This window comes from Pseudomonas sp. S3_B11, assembly GCF_054667715.1.
The window spans coordinates 6122344-6142476 of the sequence record NZ_CP162749.1; the positions used below are offsets into that span (position 1 = coordinate 6122344).

The 20133-nt window shown below is 61.5% G+C and carries 16 protein-coding genes; 4 read left to right on the forward strand and 12 right to left on the reverse strand.

The genetic code is table 11. The features are described 5' to 3' along the window. Positions 1-48: 48 nt before the first annotated feature. The 5 genes from AB4O22_RS27345 to AB4O22_RS27365 all read right to left on the reverse strand — a co-directional run bounded on the left by AB4O22_RS27345 (position 49) and on the right by AB4O22_RS27365 (position 7933). A complete protein-coding gene (locus AB4O22_RS27345; protein WP_028237770.1) occupies positions 49-519 on the reverse strand; it encodes a hypothetical protein in 471 nt (156 codons plus the stop codon). After that, on the reverse strand, positions 520-4929 hold the full coding sequence (locus AB4O22_RS27350) for an RHS repeat-associated core domain-containing protein (protein ID WP_436131992.1): 4410 nt from the start codon (positions 4927-4929) through the stop codon (positions 520-522). Between the two features lie 84 nt (positions 4930-5013). Further along, positions 5014-5364: a hypothetical protein gene (locus AB4O22_RS27355; protein ID WP_236712346.1), complete on the reverse strand. Its 351-nt coding sequence runs from the start codon at positions 5362-5364 to the stop codon at positions 5014-5016. A gap of 184 nt (positions 5365-5548) precedes the next feature. Next, a complete protein-coding gene (locus AB4O22_RS27360; RefSeq protein ID WP_092330986.1) occupies positions 5549-5983 on the reverse strand; it encodes a DcrB-related protein in 435 nt (144 codons plus the stop codon). Between the two features lie 18 nt (positions 5984-6001). Further along, on the reverse strand, positions 6002-7933 hold the full coding sequence (locus AB4O22_RS27365; protein WP_460097583.1) for a type VI secretion system Vgr family protein: 1932 nt from the start codon (positions 7931-7933) through the stop codon (positions 6002-6004). A gap of 275 nt (positions 7934-8208) precedes the next feature. Between AB4O22_RS27365 and AB4O22_RS27370 the strand changes: the two genes are divergently transcribed. Genes AB4O22_RS27370 through AB4O22_RS27385 form a run of 4 tightly spaced genes read left to right on the forward strand, consistent with a single transcriptional unit; the run spans position 8209 to position 10859 of the window. Continuing rightward, positions 8209-8643: a DUF1795 domain-containing protein gene (locus AB4O22_RS27370; RefSeq protein WP_367860873.1), complete on the forward strand. Its 435-nt coding sequence runs from the start codon at positions 8209-8211 to the stop codon at positions 8641-8643. Positions 8644-8697: 54 nt separating this feature from the next. After that, positions 8698-9996, forward strand: a complete 1299-nt coding sequence (locus AB4O22_RS27375; protein WP_460097584.1) for a PAAR domain-containing protein — start codon at positions 8698-8700, stop codon at positions 9994-9996. After that, positions 9993-10526 (forward strand): hypothetical protein, encoded by a 534-nt coding sequence (locus tag AB4O22_RS27380; RefSeq protein WP_460097585.1) that lies wholly within the window; start codon positions 9993-9995, stop codon positions 10524-10526. Before AB4O22_RS27375 ends, AB4O22_RS27380 begins: the two co-directional genes overlap by 4 nt. A 12-nt stretch (positions 10527-10538) precedes the next feature. Next, positions 10539-10859, forward strand: a complete 321-nt coding sequence (locus AB4O22_RS27385; protein WP_460097587.1) for a hypothetical protein — start codon at positions 10539-10541, stop codon at positions 10857-10859. Positions 10860-10997: 138 nt separating this feature from the next. Here the strand turns inward: AB4O22_RS27385 and AB4O22_RS27390 are convergent, their stop codons facing one another. From AB4O22_RS27390 to AB4O22_RS27420, 7 genes are all read right to left on the reverse strand, one after another. Next, positions 10998-12938, reverse strand: a complete 1941-nt coding sequence (locus tag AB4O22_RS27390) for a type VI secretion system Vgr family protein (RefSeq protein ID WP_460097588.1) — start codon at positions 12936-12938, stop codon at positions 10998-11000. Between the two features lie 170 nt (positions 12939-13108). Further along, positions 13109-15799 (reverse strand): type VI secretion system ATPase TssH, encoded by a 2691-nt coding sequence (gene tssH, locus AB4O22_RS27395; RefSeq protein ID WP_460097590.1) that lies wholly within the window; start codon positions 15797-15799, stop codon positions 13109-13111. Continuing rightward, complete coding sequence (tssG, locus tag AB4O22_RS27400; RefSeq protein ID WP_003206938.1) at positions 15792-16844, reverse strand: type VI secretion system baseplate subunit TssG; 1053 nt, start codon at positions 16842-16844, stop codon at positions 15792-15794. Before tssG ends, tssH begins: the two co-directional genes overlap by 8 nt. After that, a complete protein-coding gene (tssF, locus tag AB4O22_RS27405) occupies positions 16808-18667 on the reverse strand; it encodes a type VI secretion system baseplate subunit TssF (protein WP_003206936.1) in 1860 nt (619 codons plus the stop codon). The genes tssG and tssF overlap by 37 nt, the downstream gene beginning before the upstream one ends. Then, the gene (tssE, locus tag AB4O22_RS27410; protein WP_003206934.1) at positions 18664-19176 is read right to left on the reverse strand and encodes a type VI secretion system baseplate subunit TssE; all 513 of its coding nucleotides are present in this window, start codon (positions 19174-19176) and stop codon (positions 18664-18666) included. Before tssE ends, tssF begins: the two co-directional genes overlap by 4 nt. Continuing rightward, complete coding sequence (locus AB4O22_RS27415; RefSeq protein WP_003206930.1) at positions 19170-19619, reverse strand: hypothetical protein; 450 nt, start codon at positions 19617-19619, stop codon at positions 19170-19172. The genes tssE and AB4O22_RS27415 overlap by 7 nt, the downstream gene beginning before the upstream one ends. After that, positions 19616-20071: a type VI secretion system amidase effector protein Tae4 gene (locus AB4O22_RS27420; RefSeq protein WP_013694574.1), complete on the reverse strand. Its 456-nt coding sequence runs from the start codon at positions 20069-20071 to the stop codon at positions 19616-19618. The genes AB4O22_RS27415 and AB4O22_RS27420 overlap by 4 nt, the downstream gene beginning before the upstream one ends. Positions 20072-20133: the final 62 nt, after the last annotated feature.

Sequence of the window (20133 nt, forward strand, 5' to 3'; positions counted from 1 at the left end):
TCTGCCTCTTTCTAGCTGGAATTCAGACGGATAATTTGATGGTTTATGTTATTGCGGTTTATGACGCCAGGAAGAAAAGTCGGATATGTAAATTTCATCCAGCGTTAGCGTCGGCGGTATGTTTTCGATGCTGTCAGCTATCTCGTCATAAGGTGTTGGCAAGATATAGCAGAGGCCGAAATCCTCATTGAGGATTATGACGCCATTAAATATGCGTTGGCGTTCGGTTAGTTTTTTTATCTGGTCAAAAGGCATTCCTGTGGAAAGCGTATTTTGGTAAAGCCCTTTGTAGCGCGGGTTACAACCTATTGAGAAAATTGTTCCGTCAGGTAGGGTCGAGAGGGTGAGCGTACTATCGATTATGTACGCTGTTCTTGTCTCGCCGTCAGGTAATGTGTAGTTTTTTATCTCGACTTTATGGTTTTCATAGAGTTCATTCATATAGGTCGAGATATTGTCTTGCAATAAAATATTCGCAATTGAATGCTTGGATTTTATGTCGGCTGCAAAATCAATCATTTAAATTCCACCGTTCATTAACGTACCGTTTACGTAAACTGGGGAGTCTTTTATAAGGTCATAGTTTTTAAAGTCACCATGTCCAATCCTGCCGAATACAACATCTTCGCCGGCTTTATTGACTTTATAGACCTTCCAATAATCATTTCCATGGATGTTGGGCTGGGTAGGGCTGCCGCCTGGATGGTAGTCAAGCTTGTAGGTGGCTCCGGATTTTGTACTGCGCACATACTGGACGTGCTGAATCGCATCCGGTCTGCCGGCTTGTGGATAGGTTTTGGTCCATCCTCGCGATGTCAGGTAGCCGTCGACGTCAGCAGGTTTTTTCCCTGTTAGTTTTCCAGTCCATCGTTGGGTTATCGTATTTTTTCTGGCAAATCCTTTGGCCGAGGTACAGCTCAGTCCCAGTGGGTCGGCATACCCTGCAGGATTCGGCGCATAAGCGTAGAAATTAATGCCCCCCGCCAACCCAATCGGATCCGGCGTAGTAAACCGCCCCACATCCGGATCATAAAACCTGAACGTATTGAAATGCAGCCCGGTTTCCCGATCCAGGTACTGCCCCTGGAACCGCAAATTCTGCTCTTCGATGTAGTACGGCTCGCGCACCTCTTCCAGCGTATTGCCCCACACCCGATACGTAGCCTGCCAAACGTTGTGTCCGTCGGCTTCGGTGAGTTGTTCCGGCAGGCCGTTGAGGTCGTTGTGGTAGTAGCGGATCTTTTGCAGCGGGCCGCTGCCGTCGACGCGGGCCAGGGGTTCGTAGCCGTCGTCTTCGTAGAGGTACAGGCTGGTTTGCTGGTGGCGGTGTTCCTGCAACAGGCGCAGGCCATCCCAGGTGAAGCGAGTTTCGCCCAGCGGGTAACCATTGCTGTCGTGTTCGGTTTTTTCGATGCGCCGGCCCAGCGGGTCGTAGGCCATTTTCACCACGCTGCCGTTGTCGTTGCGCACCTCGATCAAGCGGCTTTCGGCGTCGTAGGTGAAGTGCTGCACGCCGCGTTTGGCGCTGCGTTTTTCGATCATCCGACCGAAGGCGTCGTAGCGGTAGCGCTTGTCCTGGTAGGTCAGCAGTTTGTTGTGCACCACCAGCCCGGCGCCGGAGGCCGGGCCGTCGAGCAGGTTGGCGGCGGCGTCGTAGGTGAAGGTCTCGCGCTGGCCATGCAGGCTGTCCTGGCTGGCGATGATGCGGCCGGTGGCGTCGTAGTGCAGGAGCTGGCGCTGTTGCGCGGCGGGTTGCTGGTCGAGTTTGCCGATGAGGTTGTCGGCGGGGTCGTACTCGAAGTGTTTTTGCACCGCCGCCGGCAACAGCGAGGGTTGGCTGCTGTGACGGCGTTGCCGTGCGCGCAGGCGGCCGCTGCGGTCGTATTCGCTGCGGGTGCTGATCTGCCCTTGGGTGCGCAGCACTTCGCGGTGCAGGCGGTCGCGTTCGAAGTCGCTGATGACCTGGCCGTCGAGGTTGATCTGGTGCAGGTGGCCGCTGCCGTAGTACAGGCGGTTGACCCAGCGGCCATCGGGCAGTTGGGTCTGGATCAGGTTGCCGAGTTCGTCGTAGTGGTGTTGCAGGCTGCCGGCGGCGCTGTTTTCGGCGAGCAGCTGGCCGGTGGCGTCGTAGGCGAAGCTCAGGGTCTGGGCGTTGCCTTGCAGGTCGGTGAAGGTGACGGCGGTGAGTTGGTCCAGCGGGTCGTAGCTGTATTCGGTGCGGCCATCGTCGGTGACTTTGGCGATCAGCCGGCCCACGGCGTCGCGTTCCAGGCGATGGACGATGGGCGCCGGCGGTGTTTCGGGAATGAGCGCCAGGCCCGTGCCGTACGGCGCAGGCATCGCCGTCACCGCCGCGACGTTGTCGAGGCGGTCGTAGTCGTAGCGCTTGGCGCTGCCATCCAGGTCTTGTTGTTCGGTCAACCGATCCCCGATATCCCAAGCAAACCGGTAGCTCTCGCCATTCTCGTTGGTCAGCGCTTGCAGTCGGCCGAAGCTGTCGTAGGCGAACTGCACCTGCCGGCCTTGGGCGTCTGTGCGTTGGCGGACCTGGCCGCGGCGGTTGTGTTGGTAGAGCGTGGTATGCCCGGCCGGGTCGGTGTAGCCGGTGAGTTGGCCGGCGGTGTCGCGCTGGTAGTGTTCGGTGCGGCCGTCCGGCAATTGGCTGCTGAGCAGACGCCCCTGGGCGTCGTAGCGGAATTGGGTGCGCTCGCCGAGGGCGTCGGTGATGATTTGCAGGTAACCGCGCGCGTCGTAGCTGAAGCGCGTCGGGTAACCCGAGCAATCGACGTGCTCCACCAATTGGCCGAACGGGTTCCAGCGCAGCTTTTTGCTTTTGCCGGTGGCGTCGATGATCTCCACGACCTGGCCGTGGGTGTCGTAGCGGTAGTGGGTGATGTGGCCCAGTGGGTCGGTTTCCTCCGTGCAGTTGCCGCGTTGATCGTAGCGGTATTTCCAGCTGTGGCCGGCGGCGTCGGTGTCTACCAGCGGCAGGGCCCAGTGTTCGAGCCAGAGGGTGGATTCGCTGCGGCCCAACGGGTCGGTTTCGCTGAGCAGGTTGCCGGCGTCGTCGTAGCTGAATTGGTACTGGCCGCCCTGTGGATCGGTGGCGCTGAGCAACTGGCGCTCATCGTTCCATTCGAACAGCCAGGTCTGGCCGAGGTTGTCAGTGAACTGGGTGATCTGGTGCTGGCTGTTCCAGTGCCGGGTGCTGACGCGTTGCAGGCTGTCGCTGATGCGGGTGATGCCCGCCTTGAGGTCATAGTCGAACTGGTAGGCGTCGCCTTCGTCGGTCCAGTGCCGGACCACGCGCCATTCCTGGTCGTCGATCAGGGCCCATTCGTAGAAGCAGTGCAGGCCGCTGGGCAACTGGTGCTCGACCATCCGCTGCCCGGCGTCGTAGCTGAAGCGCCGTTGCACCTGGCCGGTGGCGTCGCGCACTTCGGCGAGGGTGTTGGCCGCGTCGTGGGCGTAGCTGACCAGCACTTCCCGCGATTGGTCGGGGTAGAGGCGTTCGATGTGGGTGACGCGTTCGCCTGCGCGGATCAGCTCGACTTGCACCAGGTCGAAGGTGTCGCGCAGTCGCACCAGGCGTCCGGCGTCGTCGTAGTCGAGGTGGATGCGGTTGTCGTTGCGGTCGCCCAGTTGGCTCAGGCGCAGGTGCGAAGGGTTGGCTGGTGAAGGTTCGAACAAGCGGTACAGGCCGTCGTCGCTTTCGATCAGCAATTGCCCGTTCACATGACGGCGCACGGCCAGGCCTTCGCCGGCGCTGAACACCGCGCCGCCCAACGGGATGGAACCCATGTCGATGGGCCGGCCTTGTTCGTCGGTGTAGACCAGGGTTTCGCCGCCCTCGGGGTGGGGCAGGATTTCTACCTGGACTTCGTAGGCGACGCTCCAGCCGGCGCCGAACAGGCTGTCTTGGCGTTCGTCGCGGCTGTTGTACACGCGTTGCCAGTCAATCGGCAGGATGCCGGGCAAGACGAAATCCAGGTCCTCGTCACCGCCTAGCACCTTGGCCCCGGTAGCGGCATGCACCGGGTTCGACGAACCCAGGGCGGCGTTGGCGGCCGCGTTCGCCGCGCTGCTGACGGCCATGGACACCGCGCCGCCCACCAGCATGCACGGCAGTTTGCTGAAAAATTTGCCCTTGCCGCCCTTGAGCATCAGCAGCGCGGTGACCGCCAGGCCTACGCCCGGGGTCTTGCCGCTGCGGATCTCGCGCACCACCACCGAACCGCCGCCAATGGTCACGTCAGGGGAAATCAGCCCGGCCGACACCACGGTCGCATCGCAGGTACTGCGGTCGCCGCTGCGCACGGCGGGCTGGCCGTTGATGGTGACCTTGTCCGAACCTTCGGCCATGAACTGCGGTGGCATGGGTGGGTGCTTGGTGCAGATCACCAGGTCTTCCGGCCGGGTCTCCGTACCGGGGGCGGGCGAGGCGACAGTGGGGCGCCACATCTGCGAGAAGAAATTCCCGGCCATGTCCAGGTAACTGGGTTCTTCTTCCGGCTCGGGCATTTCCAGTTCGGTGCCGGCCGGTGCGACATGGGAAACAACAGCGCCGGCGGCGCGGGCCGAGGGGATGTTGTTGGTGAAGGTGTCCTTGGAGCCGGTGAGGATGTTGGCCTGCACCGTGGGCGGAAAGAGGGCGTTGCCGATGCCCTCGCATAAATTGCTCAGGCCTTTGTCGGCCCCGGTCTTGCTCATGGCCAGGCCGACGATGGTGCCCACCACCAGGCCCAGGACGAAGCAACCCAGGCCGCCGGTAACCACGGTGATGCCCGTGGCCGCGACCACGGCGGCGGTCGCCAGGGCGGTGATCGCGATGTTGGCCGCCACCTCCAATACGCCGCCAAGGATGTCGGCCATCATCGAGGTGTGGTTGAGTGCATCGCCCAGGCGGGCGGCCCAGAGCGCGTCAGACATGTACGTTGCTCAGGCGGGTAGGGGGGCTGATGACCGTGGGTTCAAGCAATTTGATGCCTTCCATTGCGCCGGTGTCCTTGTGGGTTATGGCATGCTCATTAATGCCATTTTCAGGCGCTTGATCAGCTTTGGTTTCTTGAGACAATCGGTGGGGCGTAGATCACCTAGCGCGGGCACTTTTTGCTCCATCCACCACAACCCTTCTTTGAGCCCTCTTTTACCATAAAGCACGACGGCCAAATCAAGGTGCTCATCCATGACCTTGGCCAACGTACGCGCGTTGTCATCGAGATAATCCTCTTCATACAAGCGTACAAAACTTCGCCAACCGTCATCGCCCACGTATTCGTCTTCCAGTCCCATGTTGAAACCTGCCAAAGGAATCAGTGTGTTGTCGGTAGGGTTGTACGTCGACGGCAGCCGGGGCTGCATCATCGTTATCCGGCATCCATGCAAGCTGACCCACCGCTATCGCGAGCAAGCTCGCTCCCACATTTGATCAGTGGTGAGATCGAACTCCCTGGCCGCCGCCAATCCCCTGTGGGAGCGAGCTTGCTCGCGATGAGGCCCTTTCAGTCAACCTCATCAGTGACTGGTCCACTGCTATCGCGAGCAAGGGTCAGGGTTGGGTGTCGAACACCAGCGACCCCTTGATCGTCGCCCAATGCGCCGCTTCGGCATCGCCCAGCTTCTCGGCTTTCACATAGCTCAGGGCAAGCATCTTGCGGGTGCCGGGCAGTACCAGTGCGAGCTGATATTGGAAGACCTTTTCGTTGCCCTTGTTGAACTGGCTGCGCAATTCGATGGCCTCGACTTCCTGGCTGGCGCCCACGCGCACGGTGGCGCCCGGTTGGCAGCGCAGTTGCTGGACCTGTTTTTCCAGGCGCTTGAGCTGGTCGTCGAGGTTGCTTTGCAGGGTCTCGCCCTCGGCCAGCAGGCTGCGGCTGACGATCAAGGAGGTGCCCAGCTCAGGGAACTTGAGGATGTTGATCGTCGCGTCCAGCAACTCGCTTGGCGGCAGTTGGAGCTGGAATTCATTGAGGCGGTAAGTCATGGCGCATAAATCTCGAAGTTAGCCCTTGGGGAACGCGGCGCTGATGTTGGCGTCGATGCTGCCCTTGACGCCCTGGCCGTCCGGCGTGGCACCGGGGCCGCCGCCGTTGTTCAGGTGCAGCACGCCGCCAGTGTTGAACTCGGCGTCGCCGCTGGCGTAGAAGCTGATCTGCACGCCGGTCAGGTTGATCTGGCCGCTGGCGTTGAGTTCCAGGATGCTTTCACCGCACACCAGGCGCAGGTTCTCGCCCACTTCGATGACGTAGCTCTGGCTGATGCTGTCGGTCTTGCGCTGGCCCACCGAGAGGATGTCCTCCTGCTTGACGATGCGCAGGCGGTTGTTGCCGATGGTCACCGTTTCGTTGTGGCCGATGCTCTTGTTGCGGTCATGGCCCACCGAATGGCTCTCGTCCACCTCGACCACGATGTCCTGGTTGCGCTCGGCGTGGATGTACAGCTGCTCGGCGCCTTTCTTGTCTTCCATGCGGATTTCGTTGAAGTTCGCTGGCGTGCCGCCCTTGCTCGAACGGCTTTTCATGCCGCTCTGGGTCGCGTTCTCAGGCAGGTCGTAAGGCACGGTCTGCTCGGCGTTGTACACGCGACCGGTGACGATTGGCCGGTCCGGGTCGCCTTCAAGGAAGCTGACGATCACTTCTTGGCCAATGCGCGGGATCTGCACCGAGCCCCAATTCTTGCCGGCCCAAGCCTGCGATACACGAATCCAGCACGAGCTGTTTTCGTTGGATTGGTCGTGACGGTCCCAGTAGAAATGCACCTTTACCCGGCCGAATTGGTCGGTCCAGATTTCCTCGCCTTTGGGGCCGACCACCAATGCGGTCTGCGGCCCCTTGACGATGGGGCGGTGGGTAGTCGCCAGCGGGCGATAACTCTGTTGGGCGTCGATGCAAGTCAGGCTGCTTTCGAACTGTGCTGTCGGCGCGCCGCCGCCGGTTTCGCCGCTTTCCTGGGAGAGGTAGTAGCGGGCGCCGACGATCAGGTATTCGCGGTTCTGGTCCTGGCGGCTGAAGCCGGTGAGGCTGAACAGGTGCCCCGAACCCAAGCCGCGGGCGTTGCCGGCCAGTTCGACCTGTTCGTGCTGGGTCTGCAAGGCTTCGATGCGGGTGCGGGCGTAGTGTTCGCCGTCCTGGCTCTGCACGTAGGTGCCAGGGTAGTCGTACAGGGGATAGTCGCCGGCAGTGTGTGGGCGGGGCATGGCCGAGCGTACGTCGATGCGTGCGCTGGGGCGTTGGAAGTCGTAGTCGTTGAGCTCCAGCGAGCCGGGCTGGACTTCCTGGGCCAGGTGCCAGTCGTGTATGTGGTCACGCTCGCGCTGCTGCTCGTTCTTGGGGTAGTAGGGCACCGAGCCGTAGCCGGGCGCCGTGGTGTGGGCTCCATAAGCGTCGGCCAGCACCAGCACATGTCGACCTTGCTCATGGCGGAAGAAGTAGTAGATCCCTTCCTGCTCCATCAAGCGGCTGACGAAGTCGAAACTGGTCTCGCGATACTGCACGCAGTATTCCCACTCGCGATAAGGCCGGCTCAGGGCGTCTTCGAAATCGGAAAAGCCCAAGTCGCGGAACACCTGCTTGATGATCTGCGGGATGGTGAGGTTCTGGAAAATCCGGCAATCGGAGGTACGAGTCAGCAGCCAAAACCACGGGCGCAGGGTGGCCTGGTAACTGGCGAACTGGCCCTGGTCGACGTTCTGGCTGCAACGGGCAACGATGCCATGGAAGTAGCGCTCGCCACCGCCATCGAGCTGCAGGCTCACGCACATGGGCTTGCCGAGCAGTTGATTCAAGTCGATGGCGTTGTCCAGCGAGTGCAGCTGCAACTCGTAGTTGAACAGCCGCCCCAATTCTTCACCGCCGCCCATGTCCTTGAGCAACAGCACCTCAGGTCCGAGGGGGCTGGTGATCTTGGCCAGGCGTGAGGCTTGGTTGAATAACATCAATTATCCCTTGTTGATGCCTTGCATTCCCGTAGGAGCTGTCGAGCAACGCGAGGCTGCGATCTTTGCCCAGACCCTTGAGTCTAAAGCGAAAGATCAAAAGATCGCAGCCTTCGGCAGCTCCTACGGGGCGCTTGATCGCTAGAGTAGTGACGCTGATCGCATAATGTAGTTCGTTACTTGGGGCAGAGGAACCCGGTTCTTGATTGTTACCAGGCATTACTTGAATATCTGCTCCTTCGCGCGTCACCTCACGTCCATGGAAAGCGATTACTGTGACCTCTTACCGCATTCAAGAAGCCGATCTCGAAATCCCCGATACCTGGCAGGACCAGAGCATCAATATTTTCAAGCTGCCGGCAGTCGGTCCCGCTAAAGAAGCCAGTTTCGTCATCAGCCGCGATGCCAGCCAGGGCGACGCTCCTTTTGCCGAGTACGTGGATCGCCAACTCAAAAGCGCGGAGCAGCAACTGCCGGGCTTCAAGCTGGTCCAGCGCTGGGACACGGTGCTGCAAGGGCATACCGCCACATTGCTGGATTACACCTGGCAACGCGAGGGGCGCGACCTGATGCTGCGCCAGGTGTTCATCGAGCGTAAGCCAGCCGTGCTGATCACCACCTTGACCACGACACCCAATGATTTCGCCTACCATGAGCCGGCCTGGAAGGTGGCGATGCATTCGTTCAAGCCACAGCCTCCGATCATCTGAGCATCGATACGTCCCACTGAGCAGTCATACGAATCAGTAAGGTAGATGCGCGCAATGGATGCACAGGCAGCGGCACGTCTGGGTGACGAAATAGCCCACGGGTTCGGGTTGGCCGCGATGGTCGCCGGAGCCGTGGCCGGTGCCTTGATCGGCGCTGCGGTCGTTGCCGCGACTGTCGCCACGGGCGGCGTGGCCCTGGCGATCATGGCCGGCTCGATTGCGGCTGGCGGCTTGTCGATGTTCCAGATCGTCAAGGGCCTCTCCACCATCTTCAACCTGCCTGAGCCGACCACGGGGGCGTTGATAATGGGCAGCTTCAACGTCTACATCAACGACCGCAATGCCATGCGGGCGGGCGAAGACGTTTCGTCTTCCTGCACCGGGCTGCCGATGAACCACCCGATCTGGCCTTTCCCGGTGCTGATCGCCGAAGGCAGCGCCACGGTCTTCATCAACGGAAAGCCGGCGGCGCGCTTGCACAGCAAAATGGTGTGCGGCGCTCACATCAAGACCGGCAGCCCGAATACGTTTATTGGGGGGCCGACGGTTTCGGTGGCGTTTGTCCTGGACATCGAAGGCTGGATGCACACCGGGTTGGAAGCATTGGGATTATTGGCCATGGGGGGCGCCGCGATTCTCGCGGCCATGGCGGGTGTCGCCGCTTTGGTCGGTTTTGTGGTGATCGGCGGCACGATGATGGCTGGCATGGCGTTGCTGGGGGATTTAGGGGATCGCTTGGGGCCGGGTTACCGGGACCTGCTCCAGGGCGTGGCGGGGATGGTGCTTTTGGGCCTGGGCCCGAAAATGGCGAAACTCGGTACGGCGCCCAAGCCCCGTTCGGTGACCTTCAAACCGGGCCACACATCGGACGATATCGCTTCGATGCCCAAGTTCAGCCGCCCGAAGGATCCTGCCGATTACCTCGAGGCGTCCTATATCGACAAGCATCTCAAAGTTTTCCAGGATGAAGGCGGCGCGTTTCTATTTACGCCTGATGATATCGCCAACCCTATGTACCAGACTTTTAGCCCTAATAAATACGTCATGGCAAAGTCAGATTTGCATGGTGTGGTGGCTGAATTCAAAAAGACCGGCGACGTTTCGCTGTTGGAGTCTGCCTTGGGCTATGACCCGGGCAGTCTGGCCGGCAAGGAGATCTACATGATGGACTTGAGTAACCCCAAGGTGGTCATGCCAACCGGCAATGAATATGGGGCGAACCCGCTGTGGCGTCCTGGCGGCTTGACCCACCCCGGTGGTATGCGCGAAGCGGTCATGGACAATGTGGGCATCCCACACAATAACGACATCAATTTCCTGCTCGCGAACCCGGATGTAGTGAGAGTCCAATGAGTGCCAACCTAGATAATGTATTGCTGCTGGCCCTGGCCAATGACGAGCTGGATAAATTCCTTGTCGGCGAGCCGTTCTACTTCCAAGAAGCCAAGAACGATAACGAAGAGCCGCAGAACATCGTCGCGGCTTTCGATTTGCTGGTGCTGCGTTACTGGCAACAGACCCGCGACCCTCAGTTTCCTGGGCGCTTCGTGGCGGCTTTGCTCAAGATTCTCGCAACCTACCCTGATCGCAATCGGGCGATTTATGTCGCAGCGGTGTGGGTCTGGTACTACCGGTTTTGCCTGAGCAAAAAGCAGGCACAACCCGAGGGGCTTTATGCCGACCTGTTCGAGATCGATATGGGCGCCGTGGCGCTGGCCCTTCAGCAGCAGCTTGAGCTCAACAAGGCTGAGCTTGTTCAGGACACGCGGTGGGCGGGCGGCACCTGGAACAGCCAGAACGGCCTGTGGGGGCCTCTGATGCGCACCGCCCTGGTCGTTCGGGATAAGCTGGGCGGGCCTGACTTCGTGCCGGCCAATCTCTGAGTGATAAATGATGTGTTGAAGGCCTACGTGGAAAGAGCCGACGGTGATTCGATTCGTGTTCGAATCATGGATAACGCGCTGGACTCTTCCCTGCGTGCCATCGGGTTTTCGAATGCGGCGGAGAAAGATGTCTACGTTTTGCAGGTCGCGGATAACAAGCAGAAGGCAAAGGTATTCGATGAACTCCGTTCATTGGGCGTGGCCTTTTCGGCGGGCAAGGAATGGTGCCCCTCCGAAGTTTTCGAATATCTTCGTGACGAGCAACTGCTGAGCGGCAAGTACTTGCGAGTCGCGTGGACGCAGCCCGGCCAATACATGCTTACGAACACGTGATATTGCTTCCGCTGGGCTGCGTTGTAGGAGCTGTCGAGTGCAACGAGGCTGCGATCTTTCCCCAGATATTTGAGTCTCAAGCGAAAGATCAAAAGATCGCAGCCTTCGGCAGCTCCTACAACGGTCCGGTCGTGAACCTCAGTGTTTGGCTTTCGCCGGGAACAACGCTTTTACCGCCGCATCGATAACACCCTTGATGCCCTTGCCCTTGGCATCCACTTCGCTGGCGCCTCCAGAGTTGAGGTCCAAACGGCCGCCAGTATCGATGTTGCCATTGCCACTGGCGTAGATGTTGAACGCGGTGCCCGAGATATTGATCTCGCCACTGGCATTGAACTCCAGCACGCTTTTGCCGCACACCAGTCGAATCTGCGACCCTGCCTCCATGAGGTACTGGGTCGCGACGCTGTCGCTCTTGGCGCCGCCGACGACCAGGGCATCGTTGCGCTGCACCGCCCGCAGTCGGTCTTGGCCAATCCGTACGGTTTCGTTGTGGCCGATGCTTTTGTTGCGGTCGTGGCCCACCGAATGGCTCTCGTCCACCTCGACCACGATGTCCTGATTGCGCTCGGCATGGATGTACAGCTGTTCGGCGCCTTTTTTGTCTTCCATGCGGATTTCGTTGAAATTCGCTGGCGTGCCGCCCTTGCTTGAACGGCTTTTGGTGCCGCTCTGAGTGGCATTGGCGGGCAACGCATAGGGCACGGTTTGTTCGGCGTTGTACACGCGACCGGTGACGATTGGCCGGTCCGGGTCGCCTTCAAGGAAGCTGACGATCACTTCCTGGCCAATGCGCGGGATCTGCACCGAGCCCCAATTCTTGCCGGCCCAAGCCTGCGATACACGAATCCAGCACGAGCTGTTTTCGTTGGATTGGTCGTGACGGTCCCAGTAGAAATGCACCTTTACCCGGCCGAATTGGTCGGTCCAGATTTCCTCGCCTTTGGGGCCGACCACCAATGCGGTCTGCGGCCCCTTGACGATGGGGCGGTGGGTAGTCGCCAGCGGGCGATAACTCTGTTGGGCGTCGATGCAAGTCAGGCTGCTTTCGAACTGTGCTGTCGGCGCGCCGCCGCCGGTTTCGCCGCTTTCCTGGGAGAGGTAGTAGCGGGCGCCGACGATCAGGTATTCGCGGTTCTGGTCCTGGCGGCTGAAGCCGGTGAGGCTGAACAGGTGCCCCGAACCCAAGCCGCGGGCGTTGCCGGCCAGTTCGACCTGTTCGTGCTGGGTCTGCAAGGCTTCGATGCGGGTGCGGGCGTAGTGTTCGCCGTCCTGGCTCTGCACGTAGGTGCCAGGGTAGTCGTACAGGGGATAGTCGCCGGCAGTGTGTGGGCGGGGCATGGCCGAGCGTACGTCGATGCGTGCGCTGGGGCGTTGGAAGTCGTAGTCGTTGAGCTCCAGCGAGCCGGGCTGGACTTCCTGGGCCAGGTGCCAGTCGTGTATGTGGTCACGCTCGCGCTGCTGCTCGTTCTTGGGGTAGTAGGGCACCGAGCCGTAGCCGGGCGCCGTGGTGTGGGCTCCATAAGCGTCGGCCAGCACCAGCACATGTCGACCTTGCTCATGGCGGAAGAAGTAGTAGATCCCTTCCTGCTCCATCAAGCGGCTGACGAAGTCGAAACTGGTCTCGCGATACTGCACGCAGTATTCCCACTCGCGATAAGGCCGGCTCAGGGCGTCTTCGAAATCGGAAAAGCCCAAGTCGCGGAACACCTGCTTGATGATCTGCGGGATGGTGAGGTTCTGGAAAATCCGGCAATCGGAGGTACGAGTCAGCAGCCAAAACCACGGGCGCAGGGTGGCCTGGTAACTGGCGAACTGGCCCTGGTCGACGTTCTGGCTGAAACGGGCCACGATGCCATGGAAATAACGCTCGCCACCGCCATCGAGTTGCAGGCTCACGCACATGGGCTTGCCGAGCACCTGATTGAGGTCGATGGCGTTATCCAGCGAGTGCAGCTGCAACTCATAGTTGAACAGCCGCCCCAGTTCTTCGCCGCCGCCCATGTCCTTGAGCAGCAGTACCTCAGGTCCCAGGGGGCTGGTGATCTTGGCCAGGCGTGAGGCTTGGTTGAATAACATCGGTCATCTCATCGTTGTAATGGCTGCGCCGCTGATTGCCTGACGACACCGGAACAACTGTGGGAGCGAGCTTGCTCGCGAAGGCGGTGTGTCAGGCAACATCAATGGCACTGACAGATTGCATTCGCGAGCAAGCTCGCTCCCACAGGGTTATGCGGTGCTCCTTCGGGTCAGGCCGCGTCGCTGAAATCGTACTGCAATTCATTGTCCACGGCGTTGATCCGCACCCCGGCCAAAGCCTTGCCTTCGAGCATGCGGGTCAGGAACTCGCGGCTCATGTCCGGCAGCAGGCTGTTGGTCAGGATGGTGTCGATCATGCGCCCGCCGCTTTCGGTTTCGGTGCAACGCGAGACGATCAGGTCGATCACCGCGTCGTCGTAGTCGAAGGCGACTTTGTGGGTGCTTTCCACGCGCTTCTTGATGCGGTTGAGTTGCAGGCGGGTGATGGCCTTGAGCATCTCGTCGCTGAGCGGGTAGTACGGGATCGTCACCAGGCGGCCCAGCAAGGCTGGCGGGAAAATCTCCAGCAGCGGTTGGCGCAGGGCCTTGGCGATTTCTTCCGGCTCGGGCACGTTCTGCGGGTCTTTGCAGACCTGGGCAATCAACTCGGTGCCGGCGTTGGTGGTCAGCAGGATCAAGGTGTTCTTGAAGTCGATCACCCGGCCTTCACCGTCCTCCATCACGCCTTTGTCGAACACCTGGAAGAAGATCTCATGCACGTCCGGGTGGGCCTTCTCGACCTCGTCCAGCAACACCACGCTGTACGGTTTGCGCCGCACGGCTTCGGTCAGCACGCCGCCTTCGCCATAGCCGATGTAGCCCGGTGGCGCACCCTTGAGGGTCGATACGGTGTGGGCTTCCTGGAACTCGCTCATGTTGATGGTGATGACGTTCTGCTCGCCGCCGTACATGGCTTCGGCCAGGGCCAGGGCGGTTTCGGTCTTGCCCACGCCGGAGGTGCCGGCGAGCATGAACACACCAATCGGCTTGCTCGGGTTGTCGAGGCCGGCGCGGGAGGTCTGGATGCGCTTGGCAATCATCTGCAAGGCATGGTCCTGGCCGATGATGCGTTTCTTCAGATGATGGTCGAGGTTGAGCACGGTTTCCAGTTCGTTGCGGGCCATGCGGCCCACCGGGATACCGGTCCAGTCGGCGACCACCGAGGCCACGGCCTGGTAATCCACGGTCGGCAGGATCAGCGGGGTTTCGCCTTGCAGGGCGGTCAGGCGCTGTTGCAGGTCCACCAGTTTCTCGCGCAGTTGGTGGCTTTCGTTGTCAGAAGCTTCGCTGTTGTCTTCGCTGTCCACCACGCCAACGCGTTCGCGCAAGGTGGCGCGGGTGGCGAGCAGTTCGTCCACCAGGGTTTTCTCTTCGGCCCAGCGGCTTTCCAGCTCGGCCAGGCGTTCGCGCTCGGCGCTCAGCAGGGTTTCGCTTTGGGTCTGGCGGTTGCCGATGACCACGCCAATCGCGTGTTCACGGGCGATGATTTGTAACTCGGTTTCCAGCGCTTCGATGCGCCGACGGCTGTCGTCCACTTCGGCCGGTACGGCGTGCAGGCTGATGGCGACGCGGGCGCAGGCGGTGTCCAGCAGGCTCACGGATTTGTCCGGCAGCTGGCGCGCGGGAATGTAGCGGTGGGACAGCTTGACCGAAGCTTCCAGGGCTTCGTCGAGGATCTGCACCTGGTGGTGTTTTTCCATGGTCGAGGCCACGCCGCGCATCATCAGCAGGGCCTTGTCTTCCGACGGCTCGGCCACTTGCACCACTTGGAAGCGGCGGGTCAGGGCCGGGTCTTTTTCGATGTGCTTCTTGTACTCGGCCCAGGTCGTGGCGGCCACGGTGCGCAAGGTGCCACGGGCCAACGCCGGCTTGAGCAGGTTGGCCGCGTCGCCCGTGCCGGCGGCGCCACCGGCACCGACCAGGGTGTGGGCTTCGTCGATGAACAGGATGATCGGCTTGGGCGAGGCCTGGACGTCTTCGATGACCTGGCGCAGGCGCTGTTCGAACTCGCCTTTCATGCTGGCGCCGGCCTGCAACAGGCCCACGTCGAGGCTGCGCAGTTCCACGTCCTTGAGGGCCGGCGGCACGTCGCCGGCGACGATGCGCAGGGCGAAGCCTTCGACCACGGCGGTCTTGCCCACGCCGGCTTCACCGGTAAGGATCGGGTTGTTCTGCCGGCGGCGCATGAGGATGTCCACCAGTTGGCGGATCTCTTCGTCACGGCCGACGATCGGGTCGAGCTTGCCGCTGCGGGCCTGCTCGGTGAGGTCGACGGTAAAGCGCTTGAGGGCTTCCTGCTTGCCCATGGCGCTAGGGGCCATGGCGCCGCTGGCTTCGCCCGGCACCGCGCCGGCATTGAAGCCGTCGCTGGCGGTCAGGGCGTTTTCCGGCGAGTCGCCGACGTATTCGTCAAACCGTTCGCTCAGGGCTTCGACCTTGACCTTGTCGAACTCCGACGACAAGCCCAGCAGTGCGTGGCGCAGGCTCGGGGTCTTGAGAATGCCCAGCACCAGGTAACCGGTGCGAACCTGGCTTTCGCCGAACATCAGGCTGCCGTAGACCCAGCCGCGTTCCACGGCTTCTTCGACGTGGGACGACAGGTCGGTGATGGACGTCGAACCCCGTGGCAGGCGATCCAGGGCTTCGGTCAGGTCACGGGCCAGGCGCGCCGGTTCGATGTTGAACTGGCGGATGATGCGGTGCAGGTCCGAGTCCTGCAGTTGCAGCAACTGGTGAAACCAGTGGGCCAGTTCCACATAAGGGTTACCGCGCAACTTGCAGAACACGGTGGCGGCTTCGATGGCTTTGTAGGCCACGCTGTTGAGTTTGCCGAACAACGCGGCGCGACTGATTTCACCCATGCTCATGGCTCCTTGAGGTCTGTGAGGTGTTGGCCTGTTCGGCGTAATGCCGGGCCAGTATTAAATCGTTGGCATCTGTTTCGGGGCGGCCCAGCCAGGTATTGAAACCCAGGCGGAAACGCCCATTGAGTTGCAATGCCGGGACTTCGGGTTGCTCCAGGACCAGGTTCAGGTCCCAGTCCAGTTCATGGCCCAGGTATTCGGCGACCCAGGCCACCAGCTCGTTGAACGGTTGGCTGCCAGGCAGCATGCCCATGTAGTCAACGAGCTTGAGTGGCCCCAGGCGAATGCGGAATTTGTGCTGGCGATCCCACACGAAGCGGCCCAGGCAGAAGTCCACGCCCAATTGATGAGCGCTGACCCCGACGCGGCTGCGTTCGGGCAGTTCCAGCCATTGGCCGACGTATTCTTCGATCTCCACCGGAAGGCCGAAGTACTCGCCGAGGATTGCCTTCAAACCGTCCGGGTAGCGGGTTTGCGCTGCCAGGTGGCCGCTGTAGTGCAGCTTCGCCGTGTCGGGAATCAACCCCTGGTTGAGCAGGCTGGGCATGCCCCGACCGCTCAGTGCCGCCAGGCGCGCCGACCAATAGTCATCGTCCGGGCGATCGTGGCTGACCGTCGGCCGCGCTTCGGCCCAGGCCCGATAAAACAGGCTGAGCAGGCGATGGTGAAACACATCGAGGAAGCGCTTGCTGGTGCTGTCGGCGTTGTTGCGCTGGCGTTCGCGCACGTATTCGGTGATGTGCAGCGGCATCGGGCCGTTGGGTCCGCCGAGGCCGAAGAAAAATTGCTCCAGGCGTGCCGGCGCACCGTCGCTGCCCGGTTGCACCGAGGCAAGGGTGGCCGGGGCGAAGGTGCATTCGGCCCGTTGCCCGAGGCGCAGCGGGTCGTCGGCCAGGCGCAGGGAATGGCCCAGGCGCGGCAGCTCGGGGGATTCGCACTCGATGCGCCGCAACGCCTGGAAGAAATCGTATTCCCAGGGTTCCTGGTGCATCGCTTCCAGGGTACTCACAGGGTCGGACGACGTCCGGGCTTGGCTTTCCATCGCATGATCTCGCCGCGTTCGGTGGTACGGATCACCGTCTCGGTAAAACTGTTGATCGACACGTAGCGTGCCAGGAAGCGCTCGAACACCGCGCCGAGCAGGAACACCCCGGTGCCGCGAAACGCGTTTTCATCGAATTCCAGGGTGATCTCCAGGCCGCGACCAAACACGATCGGGCCAGGCATCGGCAAGCGCCGGGTGCAGGCTTTGCTGCTGACTTCGCGCAGGCCTTCGATCTGCAACTGCAGCGCCGCGTCGTTGCTGTCGCCGTACAGGCGCAGCAGTTCACGCAGGGCGGCTGCGCCTTGGCCTTGTTCGCTCAACGACAAGTAGTTCAGCGACAACTGGCTGATCAGCCGCCAGGCCTTGGCGTCGTGGGCATGGCTGGCCCGTGGGCGACTGGGCCCGGCCACGCAGCGCACGGCGCCAACCGGCGCACTGTCGGCGAGGGTGAAGTCGGTCTTGCCGTTGCCCACGCTCATGAACAGCGGCAGGTCGCGGTTGGTGCACAGTGCGGTCACGCCCAGTTGGCGCAGGTCGTGGCGATAGGGCGCTTGCTGGCTGTCCACCAGGCTGACGAAGGTCTCGCTGCCGATGTAGGTCGAGCGCGGGCCGTTGCGTCGCTGGTCGCTGGACAGCACGCGCGGTTCGCGCCGCACGGTGTAATAGGCCTGGTCGCGGCCATAACGGGACGGATCGCGTACGGCGTAGAACGGCAGGAACGGTTGCTCCGGCCCGGTGCCGTGGCCGGTGAGGCCGTTCAGCGAATGCACTTCGAAATCCATCGGCCGGGTACGGTCGGCGATCACGTGGTGTTCGTTGACCCGATCCGACAAGTGAATGCGGTCCAGGCGCTTGGGAAACAGGTTGATGGCCGGGGTGCAGAACGGCAGGAACTGCGAAGCGCCGACGCTGCCTTCCAGGCTCGGATCGTGACGGTCGAACAGCACGATCAGCTCCAGCTCCTGGCCGTCGCAACGCTTGACCGCGCGGCTCAGCTGGGTGAAGTCGACGAACAGGAAACGGTGGGGCAGGGCGAAATATTCCTGCAACAGGCGATAGCCCTGGAAGGCCCGCGGCACCACCGGCAGCGCGGCGTCGGCATCGTCGAAGCCGCGCGAGCGCAACGCATCCTGCGGCAGCCGCTCCACCCAGTCGCCGCCGGGCTTGCGGGCGAACACCGCGCAGGCATTGCCCAGCAGTTGTTCGTAGAGGCGGAAGGGCTGTTCGTCGGCACCGCTCAAGTACAGCGGCAGGTTGTCCAGGGCCAGGCTGTTGAACGGTAGTTCGGCGCCGGTGCGCAGGGTCAGGCGCAGGCCGGCCTTGGCTTTCGGTTCGCTGGCGGCCAGGCGCCCGAGCACGGCGGACGGGTTGCCGAAGTACTCGGCCTGGCTGACCTGCAACGGCCACAACGTCACCGCGTGGGCGGTGCGGTACTCGCAGCAGGTCTGGGTTTCACGCCCCAGGGCGGCACGCAGGACCGTATCGCGCGGCAGCGGGAAACCACTGCTCAGCGAGCCTTCGTCCGGGTCGGCCTGCAATTGCACCACCGTCATCGACGGCGTCGGCGCCAGGTAATGCGGGTAGGCGATTTCCAGCAGGTTGTGGGTGAAGGTCGGGTACTCGGCGTCGAGCTTGAGCTGCACCCGTGCCGTCAGGTAGGCGAAGCCTTCCAGCAGGCGCTCGACATACGGGTCGGCGCAGTCCATGCCGGACAACGTCAGCCGACTGGCGATCTTCGGGTATTCCTTGGCGAACTCCGCCGCGCTTTCGCGCACGTGGTGCAGTTCCTGGTTGTACAGTTCCAGCAGGCGTGGATTCATGAGCGTCTCCGCTGGTCGGCGTTGACCACGCGCACATGGCCGGTTTCCAGGTCCAGGTCGGTTTGCAGCATCAGGCGCAGCGGCACCGGCTGCGCCCAGAGATCGCCTTCGATCTCGAAACTCAACGCATTGTGGTTCATCTCGGCCGTCGCTCGGGCGCGCACTCGCAGGGTGTGGCGCAGGATTCGCGGTTCGAAGGTGGCAATGGCCTGGTGGATCAAGGTTTCCAGGGCCGAGACATCGACGTTCGACGCGCTGTTGCCGGCCAGTGCCGGCAGCCCGAAATTCACCACCGACGTGCCCGCCGGGGTATGCAACGTGGCATCGGCGCTGAGCAATGAGGTGGTGTTGAGCAGCCACGCCAGGTCACGCAGCACCGAGGCTTTTAATTGGGTCAGGGAGAGCACGCGCTTGTCGGCGCTTTCCTTCGGGTTGGTCGGATCGTCGTCGGTCAACCGGTCCAGCAGGGACGGTTGAAGGCGATCGCGGGTGGCGATTTCGGTTACCAAGTGAAAAGGCCCGTGTAATTCTTCTGGTCACCTGTGCCGCGCATGCAACTGGCGTTGCGCGCGATAACCGAGGGCTCGAGCTGCCCATTGATCTGGCGCACGGCGCGGTATTCGGAGCGACATTCCTGATTGTTATGGGGGCCAGCAGATACATGGACAACGATGACAATGGGCACCTTACCGAAGGTCTCGACGTGAGGTTTGCCCTGTCGATCGACCGTGAACTGGCAGGGCCAAGCCAAGTCGAGTGGCATCAGGGTCTGGTCGGGCTTGCGCAGCGCGCAGCGCGCCTGGTCGTTTTCCAGCCTCAAAGTTTGTCCGCCCATCGAGACGACCTGTTCCACCGCTACGGAGGCCGTTGTCGACGGGGATTGCTGTTGCGCACAGGCGGTCAGGCTGGTCAACAGGCAGACCACCCATATCGCGCAGTGAGTCTTGATCATACGAGCTCCCAGAACCAGATCGCTCGGGATCGATAGGCCGGATCGTCATACCCGAGGGTTAGGCCACGGTTCCAGAGGTCGATATGATCGCCGGTGCGACCTTCCGAGGCCTCTCCCACTTGCTGGAAACAATCCTTGAAGAAAATCAGGCCAGTCTTGTCTTGCAGCTTGCGTCGGTCCGCGGCAGTTCCGCCGAGGATCAACGGGCGACCCAGATGATGTTTCCACAGCCAATTTGCCAATGACTCGGCCCCTCGTGCATGCCCATGGACGCACTTGGGTTCGGTATAGGTGGACTTGTTGACTTTGACGGTCAGCTCGGTGTTGAGCGTGATGCTCATGCGAATCGCGCATTGGTTTGCCCAAGGACCGTCGCAAGGTTTCGCGTCGGGATAGGTCACCAGCAAATCGGAATAGGCTTTCCACAAATTGATAAACGAAGGCTTGGCCATGACTCAGATACCACGTGGGAAAGAATTGGATTCGAGCAAGCACCAAACACCCCCGGCGCGTG

Coding starts and splice junctions, on each gene's coding strand:
- AB4O22_RS27355 (WP_236712346.1), bottom strand. CDS start 5,364: ATGATGCAGCCCCGGCTGCCGTCGACGTACAACCCTACCGACAACACA.
- AB4O22_RS27345 (WP_028237770.1), bottom strand. CDS start 519: ATGATTGATTTTGCAGCCGACATAAAATCCAAGCATTCAATTGCGAAT.
- AB4O22_RS27360 (WP_092330986.1), bottom strand. CDS start 5,983: ATGACTTACCGCCTCAATGAATTCCAGCTCCAACTGCCGCCAAGCGAG.
- AB4O22_RS27375 (WP_460097584.1), top strand. CDS start 8,698: ATGGATGCACAGGCAGCGGCACGTCTGGGTGACGAAATAGCCCACGGG.
- AB4O22_RS27415 (WP_003206930.1), bottom strand. CDS start 19,619: ATGATCAAGACTCACTGCGCGATATGGGTGGTCTGCCTGTTGACCAGC.
- tssG (WP_003206938.1), bottom strand. CDS start 16,844: ATGGAAAGCCAAGCCCGGACGTCGTCCGACCCTGTGAGTACCCTGGAA.
- AB4O22_RS27390 (WP_460097588.1), bottom strand. CDS start 12,938: ATGTTATTCAACCAAGCCTCACGCCTGGCCAAGATCACCAGCCCCCTG.
- AB4O22_RS27380 (WP_460097585.1), top strand. CDS start 9,993: ATGAGTGCCAACCTAGATAATGTATTGCTGCTGGCCCTGGCCAATGAC.
- AB4O22_RS27365 (WP_460097583.1), bottom strand. CDS start 7,933: ATGTTATTCAACCAAGCCTCACGCCTGGCCAAGATCACCAGCCCCCTC.
- tssF (WP_003206936.1), bottom strand. CDS start 18,667: ATGAATCCACGCCTGCTGGAACTGTACAACCAGGAACTGCACCACGTG.
- tssH (WP_460097590.1), bottom strand. CDS start 15,799: ATGGGTGAAATCAGTCGCGCCGCGTTGTTCGGCAAACTCAACAGCGTG.
- AB4O22_RS27350 (WP_436131992.1), bottom strand. CDS start 4,929: ATGTCTGACGCGCTCTGGGCCGCCCGCCTGGGCGATGCACTCAACCAC.
- AB4O22_RS27420 (WP_013694574.1), bottom strand. CDS start 20,071: ATGGCCAAGCCTTCGTTTATCAATTTGTGGAAAGCCTATTCCGATTTG.